The 15,419-nt window shown below is 68.1% G+C and carries 16 protein-coding genes and 1 tRNA gene; 6 read left to right on the plus strand and 11 right to left on the minus strand.

What is annotated here, in order from left to right:
* The first annotated feature begins 178 nt into the window (after positions 1–178).
* The 4 genes from AAF430_21840 to AAF430_21855 all read left to right on the plus strand — a co-directional run bounded on the left by AAF430_21840 (position 179) and on the right by AAF430_21855 (position 3,183).
* On the plus strand, positions 179–1,150 hold the full coding sequence (locus AAF430_21840) for a sigma 54-interacting transcriptional regulator (protein ID MEM7412890.1): 972 nt from the start codon (positions 179–181) through the stop codon (positions 1,148–1,150).
* Between the two features lie 5 nt (positions 1,151–1,155).
* Positions 1,156–1,968, plus strand: a complete 813-nt coding sequence (locus AAF430_21845; GenBank protein MEM7412891.1) for a carbon-nitrogen hydrolase family protein — start codon at positions 1,156–1,158, stop codon at positions 1,966–1,968.
* Between the two features lie 94 nt (positions 1,969–2,062).
* Complete coding sequence (locus AAF430_21850; GenBank protein MEM7412892.1) at positions 2,063–2,359, plus strand: FHA domain-containing protein; 297 nt, start codon at positions 2,063–2,065, stop codon at positions 2,357–2,359.
* Between the two features lie 125 nt (positions 2,360–2,484).
* The gene (locus AAF430_21855; protein MEM7412893.1) at positions 2,485–3,183 is read left to right on the plus strand and encodes a polysaccharide biosynthesis/export family protein; all 699 of its coding nucleotides are present in this window, start codon (positions 2,485–2,487) and stop codon (positions 3,181–3,183) included.
* 64 nt (positions 3,184–3,247) lie between these two features.
* On the opposite strand, the gene AAF430_21860 is transcribed toward AAF430_21855, so the two are convergent.
* On the minus strand, positions 3,248–3,925 hold the full coding sequence (locus tag AAF430_21860) for a TIGR00730 family Rossman fold protein (protein ID MEM7412894.1): 678 nt from the start codon (positions 3,923–3,925) through the stop codon (positions 3,248–3,250).
* Between the two features lie 110 nt (positions 3,926–4,035).
* Here AAF430_21860 and AAF430_21865 point away from each other — a divergent pair, with 110 nt between their 5' ends.
* Complete coding sequence (locus tag AAF430_21865; protein MEM7412895.1) at positions 4,036–4,359, plus strand: hypothetical protein; 324 nt, start codon at positions 4,036–4,038, stop codon at positions 4,357–4,359.
* 17 nt (positions 4,360–4,376) lie between these two features.
* Here the strand turns inward: AAF430_21865 and AAF430_21870 are convergent, their stop codons facing one another.
* The 9 genes from AAF430_21870 to AAF430_21910 all read right to left on the minus strand — a co-directional run bounded on the left by AAF430_21870 (position 4,377) and on the right by AAF430_21910 (position 14,593).
* Positions 4,377–5,105, minus strand: a complete 729-nt coding sequence (locus AAF430_21870; GenBank protein ID MEM7412896.1) for a CPBP family glutamic-type intramembrane protease — start codon at positions 5,103–5,105, stop codon at positions 4,377–4,379.
* A gap of 157 nt (positions 5,106–5,262) precedes the next feature.
* The gene (locus tag AAF430_21875) at positions 5,263–5,754 is read right to left on the minus strand and encodes a chemotaxis protein CheX (protein MEM7412897.1); all 492 of its coding nucleotides are present in this window, start codon (positions 5,752–5,754) and stop codon (positions 5,263–5,265) included.
* Positions 5,751–6,653: an HDOD domain-containing protein gene (locus AAF430_21880; GenBank protein MEM7412898.1), complete on the minus strand. Its 903-nt coding sequence runs from the start codon at positions 6,651–6,653 to the stop codon at positions 5,751–5,753. The genes AAF430_21875 and AAF430_21880 overlap by 4 nt, the downstream gene beginning before the upstream one ends.
* Entirely contained in the window at positions 6,650–7,507 is an 858-nt protein-coding gene (locus tag AAF430_21885; protein MEM7412899.1) for a CheR family methyltransferase, read from the minus strand. Before AAF430_21885 ends, AAF430_21880 begins: the two co-directional genes overlap by 4 nt.
* Positions 7,504–8,571: a chemotaxis protein CheB gene (locus AAF430_21890; GenBank protein MEM7412900.1), complete on the minus strand. Its 1,068-nt coding sequence runs from the start codon at positions 8,569–8,571 to the stop codon at positions 7,504–7,506. The genes AAF430_21885 and AAF430_21890 overlap by 4 nt, the downstream gene beginning before the upstream one ends.
* 37 nt (positions 8,572–8,608) lie before the next feature.
* On the minus strand, positions 8,609–11,125 hold the full coding sequence (locus AAF430_21895) for a methyl-accepting chemotaxis protein (GenBank protein ID MEM7412901.1): 2,517 nt from the start codon (positions 11,123–11,125) through the stop codon (positions 8,609–8,611).
* Between the two features lies 1 nt (position 11,126).
* The gene (locus tag AAF430_21900) at positions 11,127–11,675 is read right to left on the minus strand and encodes a chemotaxis protein CheW (protein ID MEM7412902.1); all 549 of its coding nucleotides are present in this window, start codon (positions 11,673–11,675) and stop codon (positions 11,127–11,129) included.
* Complete coding sequence (locus AAF430_21905; GenBank protein MEM7412903.1) at positions 11,672–14,218, minus strand: chemotaxis protein CheA; 2,547 nt, start codon at positions 14,216–14,218, stop codon at positions 11,672–11,674. Before AAF430_21905 ends, AAF430_21900 begins: the two co-directional genes overlap by 4 nt.
* A gap of 6 nt (positions 14,219–14,224) precedes the next feature.
* The gene (locus tag AAF430_21910; GenBank protein ID MEM7412904.1) at positions 14,225–14,593 is read right to left on the minus strand and encodes a response regulator; all 369 of its coding nucleotides are present in this window, start codon (positions 14,591–14,593) and stop codon (positions 14,225–14,227) included.
* 233 nt (positions 14,594–14,826) lie between these two features.
* On the opposite strand from AAF430_21910, the gene AAF430_21915 reads away from it, so the two are divergent.
* Positions 14,827–15,285, plus strand: coding sequence for a hypothetical protein (locus AAF430_21915; GenBank protein MEM7412905.1), 459 nt, complete (start codon positions 14,827–14,829; stop codon positions 15,283–15,285).
* 36 nt (positions 15,286–15,321) lie between these two features.
* Here AAF430_21915 and AAF430_21920 read toward each other — a convergent pair.
* Positions 15,322–15,398: transfer RNA gene (locus AAF430_21920), tRNA-Arg, on the minus strand.
* Positions 15,399–15,419 lie beyond the last annotated feature (21 nt).

The raw sequence follows: 15,419 nt of genomic DNA on the forward strand, positions 1-15,419 counted from the left end.
CCACCCGAGCGCCGCCGCGCCCGTACCACGTTGCAGACTATCGCGTCAATCCCCGGAATTGGCGACGCGAAACGCTTCTTCTCGTGTTTCGCAGGGGTTTTGGGTGCAATTGGATTGACAGAACACCCTGGTACTCCATAGCTTTGCTGCCTGACCAGGGGCGGGGGAGATCATCACGATGACGGAGACCGCAGGGCGACTCGACGCAGTGTCGCACGGCGCGGAGCGCGCCACCGGACGTCGACGCAGCGATCGCATCGTCGGCGCTTCGCGCGCCATCCAGGATGTCGTAGAGAAGGCGGTGGGCGCCGCCGCTTCCGAGCTGCCGGTGCACATCCACGGGCCCGAGGGGTCCGGCAAGGAACACACCGCGCGCGCCATCCACAGCTGGAGCACCCGTGCAGGGGGCCCGTTCGTGGTGGTGTCCTGTGTTGGCGTTGCCGAGGCGCTACTCGGACGCGAACTCTTCGGTTGCGCGGCCTCCACCTATCCGAACTTCCCCGAAGCTCACGACGGCGCGCTCCAGCGGGCCGCCGGGGGCACGGTGATGATCGACCACGCCGACGCCCTGCCCGGCAACCTGCTCCAGGCCTTCAGCAAGGGCCTCGAGGACGGCCGCTTCGAGCGCGAAGGCGACGGCACGCCGCTGGCGCTGCGGGCGCGCGTGATCCTGGTCTCGCGGGCTCCGCTCTCGCCCTCTCCCTTCCGCGATCTCGCGCACCACACCATCGAGATGCCGAGCCTGGAAGAACGCGGCGATGACATCCTGCCGTTGGCTACCCACTTCCTGCGTCTGCACGCAGAGGACCTGAAGGTCCAGCCGGTCGGCTTCACCACCGAGGCACGCGCCGCCCTGACGGCGGAGCGCTGGACCGGAAACGTCCGCGAGCTCTCCGAGCGCATCGGCCAGGCCCTGCGGCTGGCGGGCAGCGGCGCGATCTCGGCCGAAGCCTTGATGCTCTCGGCCCAGGCCGAGGAAGTGCCGTCGTTCAAGGAAGCGAAGCGCGCGTTCGAACGCCGCTACGTCACGAGCCTGCTGCGACGTTGCGATGGCAACATCAGCCGCGCCGCGCGCCTGGCGAAGAAGGACCGCAAGGACTTCTACGACGTGATCCGGCGTACGGGTGTGAACCCGGCCGACTTCCGCTGAGCCCGGTGGACGACGCGCTCCGCGTCGCGGTCGTCCAGCTCACCTCGACGGACGTTCTCTCGGACAACCTCGCGGTTGCCGAAGGTCTCGTGAGAGAGGCCGCCGCGGCAGGTGCCCGCTTCATCGCGCTGCCCGAGATGTTCCCTTTCCTGCGCCGCGAAGGGCAGACGTTTCCGCACGCGCAGGACGTCGAGGGCGAGATCCTGGGACACGTCCGCGACTGGGCGCGCTTCCACCAGGTGCGGATCGCCGCCGGGTCGATTGCCGAGGTCACGGACAGCGAACGCGTCTACAACACGAGCGTGTTGGTCGGCCCCGACGGCGCGACCGAGGCCGTCTACCGGAAGATCCACCTCTTCGACGTAGATCTGGGTGACGCGGGGGGCGGCACCTACCAGGAGTCGAAGAGCATCGCGCCCGGCGACGAGGTGGTGGTGGCCGACACCGAGATCGGCGGAATCGGATTGTCGGTCTGCTACGACCTGCGCTTCCCCGAGCTCTACCGCACCCAGGCCGCGCGCGGCGCCCAGTGGCTCTTGGTGCCGAGTGCCTTCGCACCCGCGACGGGCCGCGACCACTGGGAGGTGCTGTTGCGGGCGCGGGCGATCGAGAACCAGGCCTTCGTCCTGGCCGCGGCCCAGTGCGGACAGCACAGCCCGGATCGCGCCAGCTACGGTCGCTCGCTGATCGTGGACCCCTGGGGAGTGATCTTGGCCCAGCTCGCCGACGCTCCGGGGATCGCCGTGGCGGACTGCTCCCGGGCCCACCTCGCGCGGGTGCGCCAGAAGCTGCCCGCCCTCGCCCACCGGCGCCTCTAGCCCCGCTCTGGATCCGCCTCATCTGCGCTCTGGGGCCTCAAGAGCGCCCCGGGGCGCGCCGAAACGGGAAGCGACCGCGGGTTTCGGGGGGGCAATGGCGGCAAAGATCGTGATCAGCAACGGCGAATCGGCAGGACTCGAGTACGAGATCGTGGCCGAAGAGACCCTGATCGGCCGGAATCCGACCACCGACGTGACGCTGCTCGACGAGAACATCTCGCGCGAGCACGCGTTGATCCTGTTCGACAGCGAATGCGACGCCTACGTCGTGGAAGACCTGCAGAGCACGAACGGCACGAAGGTCAACGGCAAGGGCATCCGCTCCCACGAGCTTGCGCCCGGTGACGAGATCCAGATCGGGCACACCAAGTTCTCGTTCCAGCGGGACTGAGGTCCGGCGCGAGCAGCCGCCGCGCAGGATCGAGCGCGCCTTCGCCTGCCATTTGGTGCCGGAGTGCGGTACTCCTCCAGCGCCGAGACGCGCGACCGCGTCGCTTTTGGAGGGGGAACCAGAGGATGCGAACGAATCACCCGACCCGAGGCGCCCTGGCGCGCGTGGCCTGTCTCGCGCTCTTGGCGAGCTTCTCCGTCGCCTGCAGCACGACGCCGAAGCCGGCGCCGTCCCCGGGCGTGAATCTTCCCGACTACCGCGTCGGCGCGCCCGACGCCCTGGTGGTCAACATCCTCCCCGACCCGATCATCACCGAGCAGCTGATCGTGCGGCCCGACGGCAAGATCACCGTGCAGCTCGTGGGTGACGTCGTCGCGAGCGGTCGCACCACCGAGCAGATCGCCGCCGACATCCAGCAGCGGATCTCGCGCTTCAAGCGCGGCGCGGTCGTCACCGTCGGGCTGGTCAACGCCCAGAGCTCCACCATCACGGTGCTCGGCGAAGTCGCAGGGCCGCGCACCTTCCCGATCGGCAAGCAGATGCGCGTGGCCGAGGCACTGGGCGCGGTCGGCGGTGTCACCCGCTTCGCGTCGGACGACGACATCTATGTGGTCCGCGACGGCAACCCGCCCCAGGTCTTCCGGATCGACATGCAGGCCATCCGCAAGGGCGACCTGAGCACGAACATCCAGGTCTACGGCGGCGACATCATCTACGCCGAGCCGACCGCGTGGGCGAAGGTGGGCTACGCCGTCCAGGCCTTGCTCTTCCCCTTCCAGCCGATCCTCAACATCGCGCGAACCGTCGCTGGCGGAGCCTTCTAGCAACGCTTTCGGGGATCCCCCCGACAGGCCTGCCAGCGCGAGGCATTTGGATGCAGCAACGCGCCTAGGGCGTATCGCGGAGGCCGTTGCGCCCGCGTCGCTTGCGGCGGCGGCGCTGGTTGCGCTCGATGATTTCGACGACTTCTTCGATGTCGTCGGTGACGTGGAACAGGCGCAGGTCGCGGCGCGAGATCATGCGGTTCTTCAGCGGCTGGTCCTCGAGCCAGGTGATCAGCCCTTCCCAGAACTCGGAGCCGTAGAGGATCACCGGGAACTCGTGGATCTTCCCGGTCTGCTTCAGCGTGAGCGCCTCGAAGATCTCGTCCAGGGTGCCGAATCCCCCCGGCAGCCCGACGAACGCGCAGGCGTACTTCACGAACATCACCTTCCGCGCGAAGAAGTAGTTGAAGTTGATGATCGTGTCGGCGTACTCGTTCGGCTCCTGCTCGAAGGGGAGCCGGATGTTCAGGCCGATCGAGCGCCCGTCGCCGCGCTGGGCGCCGCGGTTGGCCGCCTCCATGATGCCGGGCCCGCCGCCGGTGATGATCCCGTAGCCGGCCTTCGAGAGCGCCTCGGAGACCTCGACGGCCTGCGCGTAGTACGGCGAGCCGCGGCGCGCGCGGGCGCTTCCGAAGATCGAAACCGAGGGCCAGAAAGGGCGTAGGGTCTCGAAGCCCTCGACGAACTCGCCGAGGATCTTGAAGACGGTCCAGGTGTCTTTCGCGTGGCGGTCCAGGGTCAAGCCCTCCTCAGAGAAACGTTTCGGTCGGGGTTGGCGGGTTCCTGAACACGGAACCTTCCTCGCCGGGACAGCGCGTTCAGGTCCCGGGGCGGCCGGCCGATACGCGCGACATGGCGTCCACGGGTCCCATCCATAGCTGTTACGACGACGATCCCGAGCACACCGAGGCCATCGACGGCTTCGTGCTGGCGCTCGCCGAGCGCGTCGACGAACTCCAGGACCTCGAAGCCGGCGGCGACTTCCGCAGCCTCGAGCAGCGGGCCGCGCATCTGGCCACCGACGCAGAGCGCTGCGGCTACCTCCCGCTGCGTCGCAGCGCCGAGGAGGTCGGTACGGCTGCCCAGGAGCGCAACGGCGAGATCGCCCACAAGGCCCTCGTCGAGCTGACCGACGTCGCGCGCCGAGTCCGCCAGGGGCACCGCGGCGCCCTCTAGCCTGCCCGCCGGGGCCCCTAGAGGAAGAACCACAGCGAGATCGCCTCGCCGGCGCTGTCGGTGAACTGCTCGTCGAAGAGCAGGACGAAGAAGAAGATCGCGCCGTTGGTGACCGCGTGCACGAGCACGAGCGGGGCCAGGTGTTTCCGGTAGTAGAACCAGAGCATCGTCAGCAGTGACCAGCCGAACATGATCCCCCACTCCCAGCTCACGTGGCTGAAGACGAAGTAGATCATGACGACGATGAAGCTGCGCCAGCCGAACTTCGCGATCGGCACCTTGCGGAAGTCGCCCTTGCGGTCGAAGACCTCGACGAAGCGCATCAGCCAGCTCCGGACGAAGAGCTCCTCGACGAAGGGCGTGACCCCGAAGTAGCCGACGCCCCGAATCGCCAGCGTGACGGCCACGCCGGCCTCGCCCAGCTGGAAGCGATCGAAGCCCGCGTCTTCGGGGCGGAGGCTGTCCCAGGCCACCAGGGGCACCATCCAGAGCCCGGCGCCGACCAGCCCGACGACGATGTCTGCGACCGCCAGAGCGCCCCAGCGGGCTCCGCGCAGCTCCGGGTACGCCCCGCGGAGCCAGAAATACGTGAAGAACCCGAGCGGCGCCGCGACCTTCAGCGTCAGGAAGAGCGGCTGGAGGACCTCCGGGGCCCGGGCGCCGATCTCGACGAGCAGCAGGAACGCCAGCATCGGGTACCAGTACGGCCCCCAGCCACTGCTGCGTTTCTTCGCGTCTTCCGCCACGCCCTCCGCACCCTCCCCTAGGCCAGGCGGGCGCAAGTTAGTCCATCCCCGGACCGGGGGCCCAGGGGGACGACGCACGCGCGACCGGCGGTTGCAGCCCCGCGCGAGCCTTCGAGAACCGCCTTCCACGTGGAACGGGAACGCCGCGGGTTGCCCTCTACGCGGAAGGCGACGACGGCTCGGCGCTCAACCAGACCGCGATCTCGAAGGGCTCCCCCTCGACCACGCCCCCGATCCGCCGGCCCGCATAGTCGGGCCAGACGATCTCGGCGTCTGCGGAATCCACGCTCGTCGGCACGCCGAGGGTGTAGCGGTGTCCCTGTTGCTCGAGACAGGCCTTTGCACCCCCGGCGACGACGTTCGCGAGCTCTCGGGCACCGTCCAGCACGTCCTCGGGATCGAGCTCGGCCTCGCTCATCTCGAGCATCCCGGCCACCAGGCGGCGGGCCAGCTTCTCGGAGAAGGCGAGCACGAAGAGTCCCGATGAGGGGCCGCTCAGTTCCAGCGTCACGCGCACGTCCGCTCCGCCGAGCCCTTCGCAGGACTCCGAACGCGCTGGATCGAAGGTCAGGCGCAGCGAGGCCATCGCCTCGAAGACCGACTCCGAGATCTCGAAAAACGCGGTGGCGAGGTGTTCCGGCGTGCTCATGCGGTGCCTCCGGCCACCTCCTGGAAGAGCAGTGAGCCTTCCTTTGCGGCCTCTTCGAACGTGGCAAGGATCTCGGGGATCGCTTCGGTCTGCATGCTCAACAGGTCCCAGGCCGCGTCGTCGAAGCGATCCAGGTGACCTTCGCACGAGGCACCCTCGTCAACGCGGTGGGCGATCCAGTCCGCCAGGTGGATCAGCGCGGCCTCCTCCCGGAGTTCGGGAGGGGCGAACCGAGGGTGGTGGTGCCAGCGCGCGAGCTGAGCCACGCGATCGGGCAGATTCCACGACCGCAAGACGACCTCGCCGACCTCTCCGTGGCTGAAGCCGAGGTGTCGACGCTCGGTCTCGTAGAGTGGTGCTCCCTCCCGCTCGCTCGCCTCGAGCACGTCGCGGTACCGATCCCCCGCTTGGCGAACCAACACCAGGACGCCGATGTCGTGGAGCAACCCGGCGATGAAGACTCGGTCGAGCTGTGGGGATCCCGCACAGCTGCGGCCGCGCCCGGCCTCGAGCAGCCGATCGGCGGCGATCGCTGTCGTGAGGGAGTGCTGCCAGAACGCTTCGTAGTCGAAGCCGTCCGCGTCGCGGAACTCCCGAACCACGGAGATCGTCAGCAGGAGTTCCCGGACCGAGCCCGTGCCGAGGCGTCGCACGGCCTCCACGAGATCCTCGACGGGCGCACCGCCCCGGTACAACGGACTGTTGGCAATCTGAAGGATCCGCGCGGCGACGCCGACATCGGTCGCGACGTGGTCGGCCACGGCGTCGAGCGGTGCGCCGGAATCGATCGCGCGCAAGGTCTCGCCGACCGCCGCCGGTAGCCCAGGAAGCGTCTCGATCTTCCCCAGGAACGCGAGGACCTCCGGGGCGACTCTTCGATCGCCGGCGTCCATCGTCATGCCGCTCCTCCCTCGCGCAGGTAGTAGACCGACCCCTCGAGAGACTCGACCGAGAACGCCTCGGACACGCCGTGCAACGACTCGGCGCCGCCCAGCAGCAGCCCGCCGCCGGGTCGGATCGTGGTCTCGAGCCGCGCAATGACGTCCCGACGCAGCTCGTTCGCGAAGTAGATCAGCACGTTGCGACAGAACACGAGGTCCATCGTCCCCAGTGCCGAGAAATCGTCCGCCAGGTTGCGACGCTCGAAGGCGACCATCTGCCGGATCTCGGGGCGCACTTCGAGCGCGTTTCCCCGTGTCGAGAAGTATCGCTCGCGCGCGTCCTCGGAGAGTCCACGCTTCGCGGCAAAGGCGTCGTAGCGCCCCGCCACCGCGGAGAAGATCGCAGAGGGAGAGATGTCCGAACCCAGGATTTCGAAACACGTCGCGTCGACGGGATCGTCCTGACGCGCGAGCCACCCCGCGACGGTCATCGCGACCGAGTAGGGCTCCTGGCCGGTCGAGCACCCGGCGCACCAGATTCGGATCTTGCCCGAGGCGCCATCGCGAAGCCGCTCGACGAAAATCGGCAGGAACACGTCCTCGAGGACGCGCCACGGGCCGTCGTCGCGAAACCACAGGGTCTCGTTGGTCGTCATCGCGTCGACCAGGCGCTCGCGCCACAGCGAGGCCTCGGGCCCCGACAGGTGCGCGAGAAGTGAGCCGTAGCTCTCCAATCCTTCCGACGTGACCAGGTCCGCCAGTCGCGTCTCGATCAGGTACGACTTGTCGGCAGCGATCGCGATCCCGGTCTCGCGTTGCAGGTACGCGCGCAGATCGTCGAACTCGGCGTCGCTGAGGTTCGGGGCACTCATGCGGGGTCGCCGCTCGCGAGCGCCTCGAGGCGCTCTCCGATGGCGTCGAGAGCGAGCACTTCGTCCACGACCCCGAGTTCCAACCCCGAGCGAGGGATACCCCACACGACGCTGCTCGCCTCGTCCTGTGCGAGGCAGTAGCTCGTGCTCGCCTCTTTCGTCGCCTGCACGCCGTGGGCACCGTCGGTCCCCATGCCGGTGAGCAACACGCTCAACACCGGCCGATCCACACGCCGGGCCGTCGATCGCAGGAAACGATCGATCGAGGGGCGGCCACCGTTCTCCGGCTCCCCCTCGAAGATCCGCAGGGTGAACTCGCCCTCCTCCCCGGCCCGGGGCCCGAGTTCGAGGTGGCGACCGCCGGGAGCGACGTAGACCCCACCGGCCCGCGCGCGGTCACCGGGCTGCACCTCTCGGACGGGCAAGGCGCAATCGGCGTTGAGCGAAAGGGCGAGCGAGCTCGTGAACCCCTCGGCCATGTGCTGGATCACCACGATCGGGAGCGGGAACGAAGGCGAGAGCGACGACAACACCGTCCGAAGTGCGCGCGGCCCCCCGGTCGAGACCCCCATCACGACCAGCTCGGGGGTCTCGGACAGCGATCCGGACCGCGGTTCGGGTGCGACAGGGCGCGGCTCGGACTCGGCCGCCGACACTGGCTGCGCCGTGCGGGCCGCCAGCGCGCAGCGGACGACCCGTTCCAGGGCGCGTACCAGGCGATCCTCTTCGGACGGGTGGTTCGGCTTGCGGATCACTTCGACGGCGCCGAGCGCCAGCGCCTCGACCGCGCGGCGCGCCTGGGAGGTCGCCGACAACAGCGCGACCGGAAGCGCCGGGGCGCGTTCCTGGAGTGCCTTCAGCGCTTCGAGGCCGCCCTGCTCGGGCAGCTCGACATCGAGCAGCACGAGATCGACGGGCCGGTCCTCGAGCTCCGCGAGGAGTTCCCGACGACTTGCCGCCTCAGCCACGACCTCGACGGACTCTTGGCCCGCCAGCATGCGTCGCACCAACGCTCGACTCGTCGAACACTCGTCCGCCACTGCGACCCGCACCGGGTCCGCCATCTGCCCCTCCCTCTCCGAGGTCCCCGGTTTCCTCGACCTAGACCCGGAAGGCGGCGACGAGTTCGTGCAGGCGGGTGGCCAGCGCGCTCATCTCGCGTGACGCGTCATCGACCCGAGAGGCGCCGCTCGCCGTGCCCTGCACCCCTCGGCTCACCTCTTCGATGCTCGTCGAGACACTGCGGGCACCGACCGAGGCTTCACTGGCACTGCGGGAGATCTCGTTCGATCCCTTGGAGAGTTCCTCCGCATTCTTGGCAACCTCTGTGGCACCCTTCGAGCACTCTCTCACATTCTGGTTCACCACCGTGGCCGCCTCCGCAGCCGAGCCCACCTCCGACGCGATACTGGCCGCGGCGCTGCGCTGGGCGGCGACCGAAGCCGCGATCTCCTGAGAGATCTCGTTGATCTCGTCGATCACGGAAACGATCTCCTGGATCGCCTCGACGGAGCTCTGGGTGGTGCCCTGCATGTCCTCGATGCGGGCTCGGATCTCGTCGGTCGCTGACGCCGTCTGCTTCGCCAGCTCCTTGACCTCGTTCGCGACGACGGCGAAACCGCGGCCCGCCTCTCCCGCCGAAGCGGCTTCGATCGTGGCGTTCAGGGCCAGCAGGTTCGTCTGTTCGGCAATGTCGTTGATCACGCCCACGACCTTGCCGATCTCCTGGGCCGAATCGCCCAGCCGACGCACCGTGTCGTTCGTGTGCTTCGCCGACTCCGCGGCACGGGTCGCAATGTCGGCTGCCTGTCCCGAGCTCTGGGCCACCGAGCCGAGCGAGGTGCTCATGTCCTCGACCGCGCCCGCCACCGAGTTCACCGATCCGGCCATGGAGTTCACGTTCTCCGAGACGGTGGAGAGGTTCGTGGACATCTCTTCCACCGCCGCTGCCACGTTCTGAACGTTCGTCGAAGACTGCTCGACGGCAGCGGCCACCGTGGCGATGTTCGAGGTCATCTGTCCGGTGGAACTCGCCACCGAATTCGTCTCCTCGCTCATCCGCGAGATCTCCGAAGCCATCTCGCCCGCAACGCCGGTGAGCTCCTCTGTGGACCCGCTCAATCGCTCGCCTTGGCCTTTGATCTCACCGAGGCCGGAGCGAAGGATCTCGAGGAGCTCGCGGAAGCGTCCTGCCAGCCTTCCGATCTCATCGTCCGAGTCGACCAAGGGCGGCTTCGTGAGATCGCCCGCGGCGGCGTGCTCCATCGACTCGAGCATCTCGTTGATCGGGCGCTTCAAGGTCGCCGTGATCCTGCGCGCGAAGAGCACGATCAGGATGCAGGCGCCCACCATCACACCACCGGCCCATTGGAGCAGGCCCCGCTCCGCCGCTGCGGTCAGCGCATGCAACTCATCGATCGCGGCGAATGCCTCTTCGGTTCCGACCTCCGCGACGATCGCCCAGCGCTGTCCAGCGAGTTCCACCGGCGCGAAGGCCGAAACGACCTGCCCGCCGTGATAGGCCTCGATGACCGCGACATCGTCCTCCCCAGCCAGCGCCTGCCGGGTGCTCTCGGTCTCGACGCTCCCCTGCTCCGGCCGCCGGTACGACGCGACGACCGAGCGATTCTCCGGGTCGCGGTACGAGTCGGAGCGCATCTTGCCGTCGGGTCCCACGAGGTAGACCTCGCCGGTCTCGCCGAGGCCGGCCCGGGCGCTCATCACCTCGGTGATGCGATCTAGCGGCATCTGGAAGATCGCGACCCCGATCTTCTTGCCCCCGTCGAAGATCGGCGACGCGATGAAGCTCGCCGGCGCCTCGTAAGAGGGCGGATACTGGGCGAAGTCGAAGAGCGCGAAGGCGTCCGGGCGCACGGCACCATTCGCCGCGCGGAAGGCCTCGCCGAAGTTGGTCTGGGCGTACGCGCCCGAGAGCAGCGACGTCGTGTAGTCGAGCTCCTTGAACACGGAGTAGACGATGTCGCCTGTGTCGGGTGCGACCAGGAAGATGTCGTAGTAGCCGAAGCGCTCGAGGTAGCTCCGGATCGCCGGGTGATAGCGCGCGTGCAGATCGTGGTATCGCGCGCGGCCGCTCGGGCGATCCATCCGGTGCTTCGACCCGAGAGGGTGCGGGTTGGCTCGGATGTAGGCGTGCTGGAGGGCAACGGAATCGTCGTCAAGCTGGGCCACCCAGCCCGCGGCCGAAGAGCCCTGCCCGTTCTGCTTCCGGTACTCCGTGTCGAACTCGCCGGTGTAGTAGGTGGCGAGCTCGATCCGCATCGCGTCGATGTCGAGATCCGCACCGTCGCGGTAGGCGTCGAACGCGACCCGGAACTCGCGCATGGCGTCGACCACCATCGGATCTTCGCTGAAGGTGACGACCTGGTCCTCGATCGTGTGGAAGTAGCGCTCGATCGACGCCTTCTTCTCGTCGCGCAACGCCACGAGTTTCGCTTCGACTTCGCTGCGTAGCGCGCCGCTGGCCAACGCGGCCTCGGCCTCGAGAGCGCTGCCGCCGCGCTGGTAGCTGATCGCGATGGCGACCACGAGCGGTACGATTCCCGCGATCAGGAACGGCGCGATCAGGCTTCGCGTCAGGATCTCGAAGAGTCTCTGCATGTCATCCCTCTTGGGCAATCGCCTCGGGTAGCCCCGTGGCGGCGAATCGTTCGTAGACAGCGTCGTCGGCGGAGAGCAGCGGCTTCGGGTTGAGGATCCCGAGCGCGCTCGATCGGGTCTTGCAGACCCCCACCACGTATGGCGCAGCGCGAGCCGAGAGGTTTGCGGGCGGCGCCTCGAGGTCGCTCCGGCTCGGCGTCACGATGTCGGTGATGCGATCGACGAGGAAGCCCATCTTGTCGTCGGCGATCTCGCCGTCCATGAACTCGGCCGTCGTCTTCAGCACCACGAGGCGGCTGCTCGCTGTGATCTCGCGCCGCGGTGCCCCGAGCCGCACCCCCAGATCGACCACGGTCACGACCTGGCCGCGGAGGTTCACGAGCCCGCGCAGGTAGGAAGGCGCCCGGCGCACGGGGGTGAGATCGAGCTGCTGATTCACCTCGCGGACGAATCCAATCGGAATCGACAGCAGGTGCCCGGCCACCTCGAACCCGACCAGTCCGCTCCGCGCGAGGCGCAGGATGTCGTCGCTCGCGTTGGGCAGCGTCACGCGGCGACCTCGCGGGGCGCGCAGACTCCAGCGGGCTCGAGGAGCAGGGTCAGGTGACCATCGACGATCGCGCGGCCGAGCAGCCCGGGCGCGGACTCTTCGACCTCCTCGAGCTGTACGACCGCGTCCACGGTGTCCACGATCCGGCTGGCGAGAATGCCGCTGCCCGCCTCCTCGCCGCGCGGGATCAGGACGAAGAGCTCGCTGGATTCGGAGGGCGTCGGGCCCACCGGAAGACGGTCCTCGAGCCGCACCACGGGGAGGCTGCGTCCGCGGTAGTCCAGGCATTCCTGTCCGCCGACGAGTTGGAGGTCCGCCCGCGAGATCCGTTCGAGCCGAAGCACCCGATGCAGGTCGATGGCGAAGTGCTCGCCGGGTGCGTTCGTGAAGAGCACCAGCTGCCGGCGTTCTGCGCCATGGGCCATGCCCTGCTGTTCCGCGTGTGCCGCGCGGGCGACGAGCTTCGATTCTTCGAGACGCAGCTCCGCGACGGTCGCCAGGCCCGCAGCATCGAGAATCATGGCGACGCAACCGTCTCCCATGATCGTGGCTCCCGCGTAGATCCCGCACTCGTCAAAAAGGTTCGAGAGTGGTTTGACCACGACTTCCTCGCTGTCGAGGATCGCGTCGACCACCAGGCCGAAGTGGGCCTCGCCCACCTGCAGGACGACGATCTGCAGGGAGCCGGCTTCCTCGCCTTCCCCGCCCCGCGGCGGCCCCGCTTCGCGGTTGGGCTCCGGAGACCCGCCGAGGACCTCGGCGAGGCGAACGATGGGAAGCAGGTGCCCGCGTAGGCGCACCACCTCGGCATCGTTGACGTGGGCGAGCCGGCGTTCGTGATCCTCGGCCCGAACCCGGATCAACTCGACGAGATTCACCTGGGGGATCGCGAAGCGCTCTCCGTCCGCGGACACGATCAGCGAAGGGATGATCGCAAGCGTGAGGGGAAGCCGGATCGTCAGCTTCGACCCTTGGCCCGGCTCGCTCTCGAGATCGATCTTCCCGCCCAGGCGGGCGATATTCGTCTTCACGACGTCCATGCCGACGCCGCGTCCGGAAACGTCGGTCACCTTCTTCTTCGTGGTGAAGCCAGCCGCGAAGATCAGCATCCGCGCCTTGTTGTCGCTCAGGGCGTTCGCTTCTTCTCGCGTCAGCACGCCGCGCTCCACGGCCACCTGACGGGTCTTCGCCGGGTCGATGCCGGCGCCGTCGTCCTCGATCTCGATGTGGACCTGCCCGCCCTCGTGGAACGCCCGTAGGGTGATCTGCCCCTGGCGCGGCTTCCCCGCGGCTTCGCGGAGGTCGGGCGTCTCGATCCCGTGATCGAGCGCGTTGCGGATCAGATGCGTCAGCGGGTCGGAGAGCAGCTCGACGATGGACTTGTCGAGCTCGACGTCCGACCCCTCGATCGAGAGATCGACCTCCTTGGAGAGGGAGCGCGAGAGGTCGCGCACGATCCGCGTGAATTTGTTGAAGACCAGGCCCATCGCCTGCATCCGCGTATTGACGATGTTGCCCTGGAGCTCGCTCGTGATCTGGTCGAGATCCTGGAGCACTGCGTTCGTGGTCGAGTCGGCGGTCTTCGCGACGCAGCGGAGGAGCTGGTTGCGCGAGAGCACCAGTTCTCCTGCCAGATTCATCAGCCGGTCCAGCAGCCGGACGTTCACTCGGACGGATTCGGTGGCAGGAGCGGAACCGCTCGTTGGCTGCACGGCGCTGGCCGACTCGCTGGGCGCCGTCGCCTCCGTGGGGGCACCTTTCGGGTCCGACGCGGAAGGCGCTGTAGCGGGCGGCTTCTTGGGGCGCGAGGCCGGCTTCGCCACGGGGAACACGGCATCGGGGTCGAGCCCGACCTCCTGGGCCAGATCCGCCGGCTCGGCGAGTGCCTTCACGAGGAGCTCCGAGCCCCCGTCTTCGTGCGCCGCCTCCTGCACCAGATCCGCGCAGGTCGTGAGCCGCTCGCGGAAGGCGCTGCTCCAGGGGTCGTCGGCGAGCTGGTCCGCCGTCAGTCGAATGCGAAGGAGCCGCTGGCCGAAGCGTCGCGCGTCCTTCCACTGCTCTCGGGTGGCGGTCAGCACGAAGTCGCGGTTCCGCCCCTGGGCCGCCGGCGAGGTGGGTGTGTCGACGGGAGCGTTCGACGCCCCTGCCCCTGTGCCATCGCGCCCCAGCTGCTCCATGCAGGCCGAGATCTCGGGCTCGACGTCCAACTCGAGCGCTTCCGGCAGGGCGTCGAGCAACGCGGCAAGTTTGTCCAGGCCCCGCAGGAGAACGTCGACCATGGGCGGCGCGAACGGCAGCACGCCGTCCCGCACGGGCATGAGCAGCGTCTCCATGGCGTGGGCCAGGCCCTGGATCCGATCCAGACCGAAGAAGCCCGCGGTGCCCTTGACGCTGTGGACCGCCCGGAAGACCTCGTGGATCAGCTCGGTGCGGCGCGCGTCGGGCGCGTGCTCCATCTCGAGCAGCGCCGGCTCGACGACGTTCAGGTGCTCTTGTGACTCGACCTTGAACTCGAGGAGCAGGCTCGCGTCGGAATCGCTCATGGCCGACTAGTCGAGGACGGCCGAAACGACGTCTTCGAGCTGGTCAGCGGTGCACGGCTTCGGGACACAGCCCGACGCCCCATGCTCGACGAACAAGCGAACCGACTCCGGAGTGCTCTCGGTCGTGATCATGACGACCGGAATGCTGTCCAGCGTCCCCCGCTCCTTGAGCGCGTCGAGGAACTCGATCCCATTCATATTGGGCATGTTGACGTCGCTGAAGATCACATCGACGTCGTTCTTGTCGAGCACTTCGAGGGCTTCGAGGCCATCGCCTGCCTCGTAGAGCTCGGTCGCCTTGTAGCCTGCCTGTCGCAGACAACGCGTGATGATCTTTCGCATCGTCGCGGAGTCGTCGACGATCAGCACACGCATGCGGCCCCCCCTGTGCCTGGCGACGCACGCGGCGCCGGCGCTTCTCGTATCGGAGGAGGCGTTGCGTGCTGAATCACTCTGGGGCGATCCGCCGCCTCTTGCCGATTCGATTGGACGCATCTCGTACGCGCTTTCCTGGGTTTCGCGCGGCGGAACCCCGGATCAATGCCACCGCCAACCCCGCCGAAGAAGGATGACGCTTTGCAGACACGCGCGTCTGTTCGAGGGGACTCATGCCGTTGCCCGCCCAGTGCACCGAAGAGAAGGCCCAGACCCTGATCGCCGCCCTGCTCGGCAAGGCGATCCAGAAGAGCCCGGCGGAAGCGGCGCAGCTGCTTTCGAGCGCACCGCTCGCGGTCGCGTCCTATGGGGACGACTCGGGTTCGACCCAGGCGTGGGCGGTGTGCGACCTCGATTTCGCAGCGAACGCGGCGATGGCGCTCATCCTGGCCGCGCCGAACCGGGCGGAAGAGCTGACAAAGGCGGGACGCTTCGACGAGCAGATCCTCGAGAACCTGGGTGAGATCTTCAACGTCCTCGCCCAGCTCTTCGCTCAGTCGGACGGAAGCCAGTGGAAGCTGCTCGGCGTCGAGGCCGAGGCGGCTCCGGGATCGAAGCAGGCGAGCTGGTGCTTCCACGCGGACATCGCGGGCTATGGCGGCGGCCGGATCGCCGTCTTCCTCGCTGAGTAGCCGCCCGCTCGCCGCCTCGGCGGGCGCGAAGCGAATTGGCGCCCCCGGCAGGACTCGAACCTGCGACGCACGGTTTAGGAAACCGACGCTCTATCCATCTGAGCTACGGGGGCCTCTGGCGGAACGTATCGCCT

The sequence above is a fragment of the Myxococcota bacterium genome (assembly GCA_039030075.1).
Lineage (GTDB): Bacteria > Myxococcota_A > UBA9160 > UBA9160 > SMWR01 > JAHEJV01.

Bases quoted from the DNA above. Each gene is read 5' to 3' on its own strand.
- AAF430_21905 (MEM7412903.1), bottom strand. From the start codon at position 14,218: ATGAGCGATTCCGACGCGAGCCTGCTCCTCGAGTTCAAGGTCGAGTCA.
- AAF430_21885 (MEM7412899.1), bottom strand. From the start codon at position 7,507: ATGAGTGCCCCGAACCTCAGCGACGCCGAGTTCGACGATCTGCGCGCG.
- AAF430_21910 (MEM7412904.1), bottom strand. From the start codon at position 14,593: ATGCGTGTGCTGATCGTCGACGACTCCGCGACGATGCGAAAGATCATC.
- AAF430_21895 (MEM7412901.1), bottom strand. From the start codon at position 11,125: ATGCAGAGACTCTTCGAGATCCTGACGCGAAGCCTGATCGCGCCGTTC.
- AAF430_21890 (MEM7412900.1), bottom strand. From the start codon at position 8,571: ATGGCGGACCCGGTGCGGGTCGCAGTGGCGGACGAGTGTTCGACGAGT.
- AAF430_21880 (MEM7412898.1), bottom strand. From the start codon at position 6,653: ATGACGATGGACGCCGGCGATCGAAGAGTCGCCCCGGAGGTCCTCGCG.
- AAF430_21850 (MEM7412892.1), top strand. From the start codon at position 2,063: ATGGCGGCAAAGATCGTGATCAGCAACGGCGAATCGGCAGGACTCGAG.
- AAF430_21865 (MEM7412895.1), top strand. From the start codon at position 4,036: ATGGCGTCCACGGGTCCCATCCATAGCTGTTACGACGACGATCCCGAG.
- AAF430_21915 (MEM7412905.1), top strand. From the start codon at position 14,827: ATGCCGTTGCCCGCCCAGTGCACCGAAGAGAAGGCCCAGACCCTGATC.
- AAF430_21875 (MEM7412897.1), bottom strand. From the start codon at position 5,754: ATGAGCACGCCGGAACACCTCGCCACCGCGTTTTTCGAGATCTCGGAG.
- AAF430_21855 (MEM7412893.1), top strand. From the start codon at position 2,485: ATGCGAACGAATCACCCGACCCGAGGCGCCCTGGCGCGCGTGGCCTGT.
- AAF430_21840 (MEM7412890.1), top strand. From the start codon at position 179: ATGACGGAGACCGCAGGGCGACTCGACGCAGTGTCGCACGGCGCGGAG.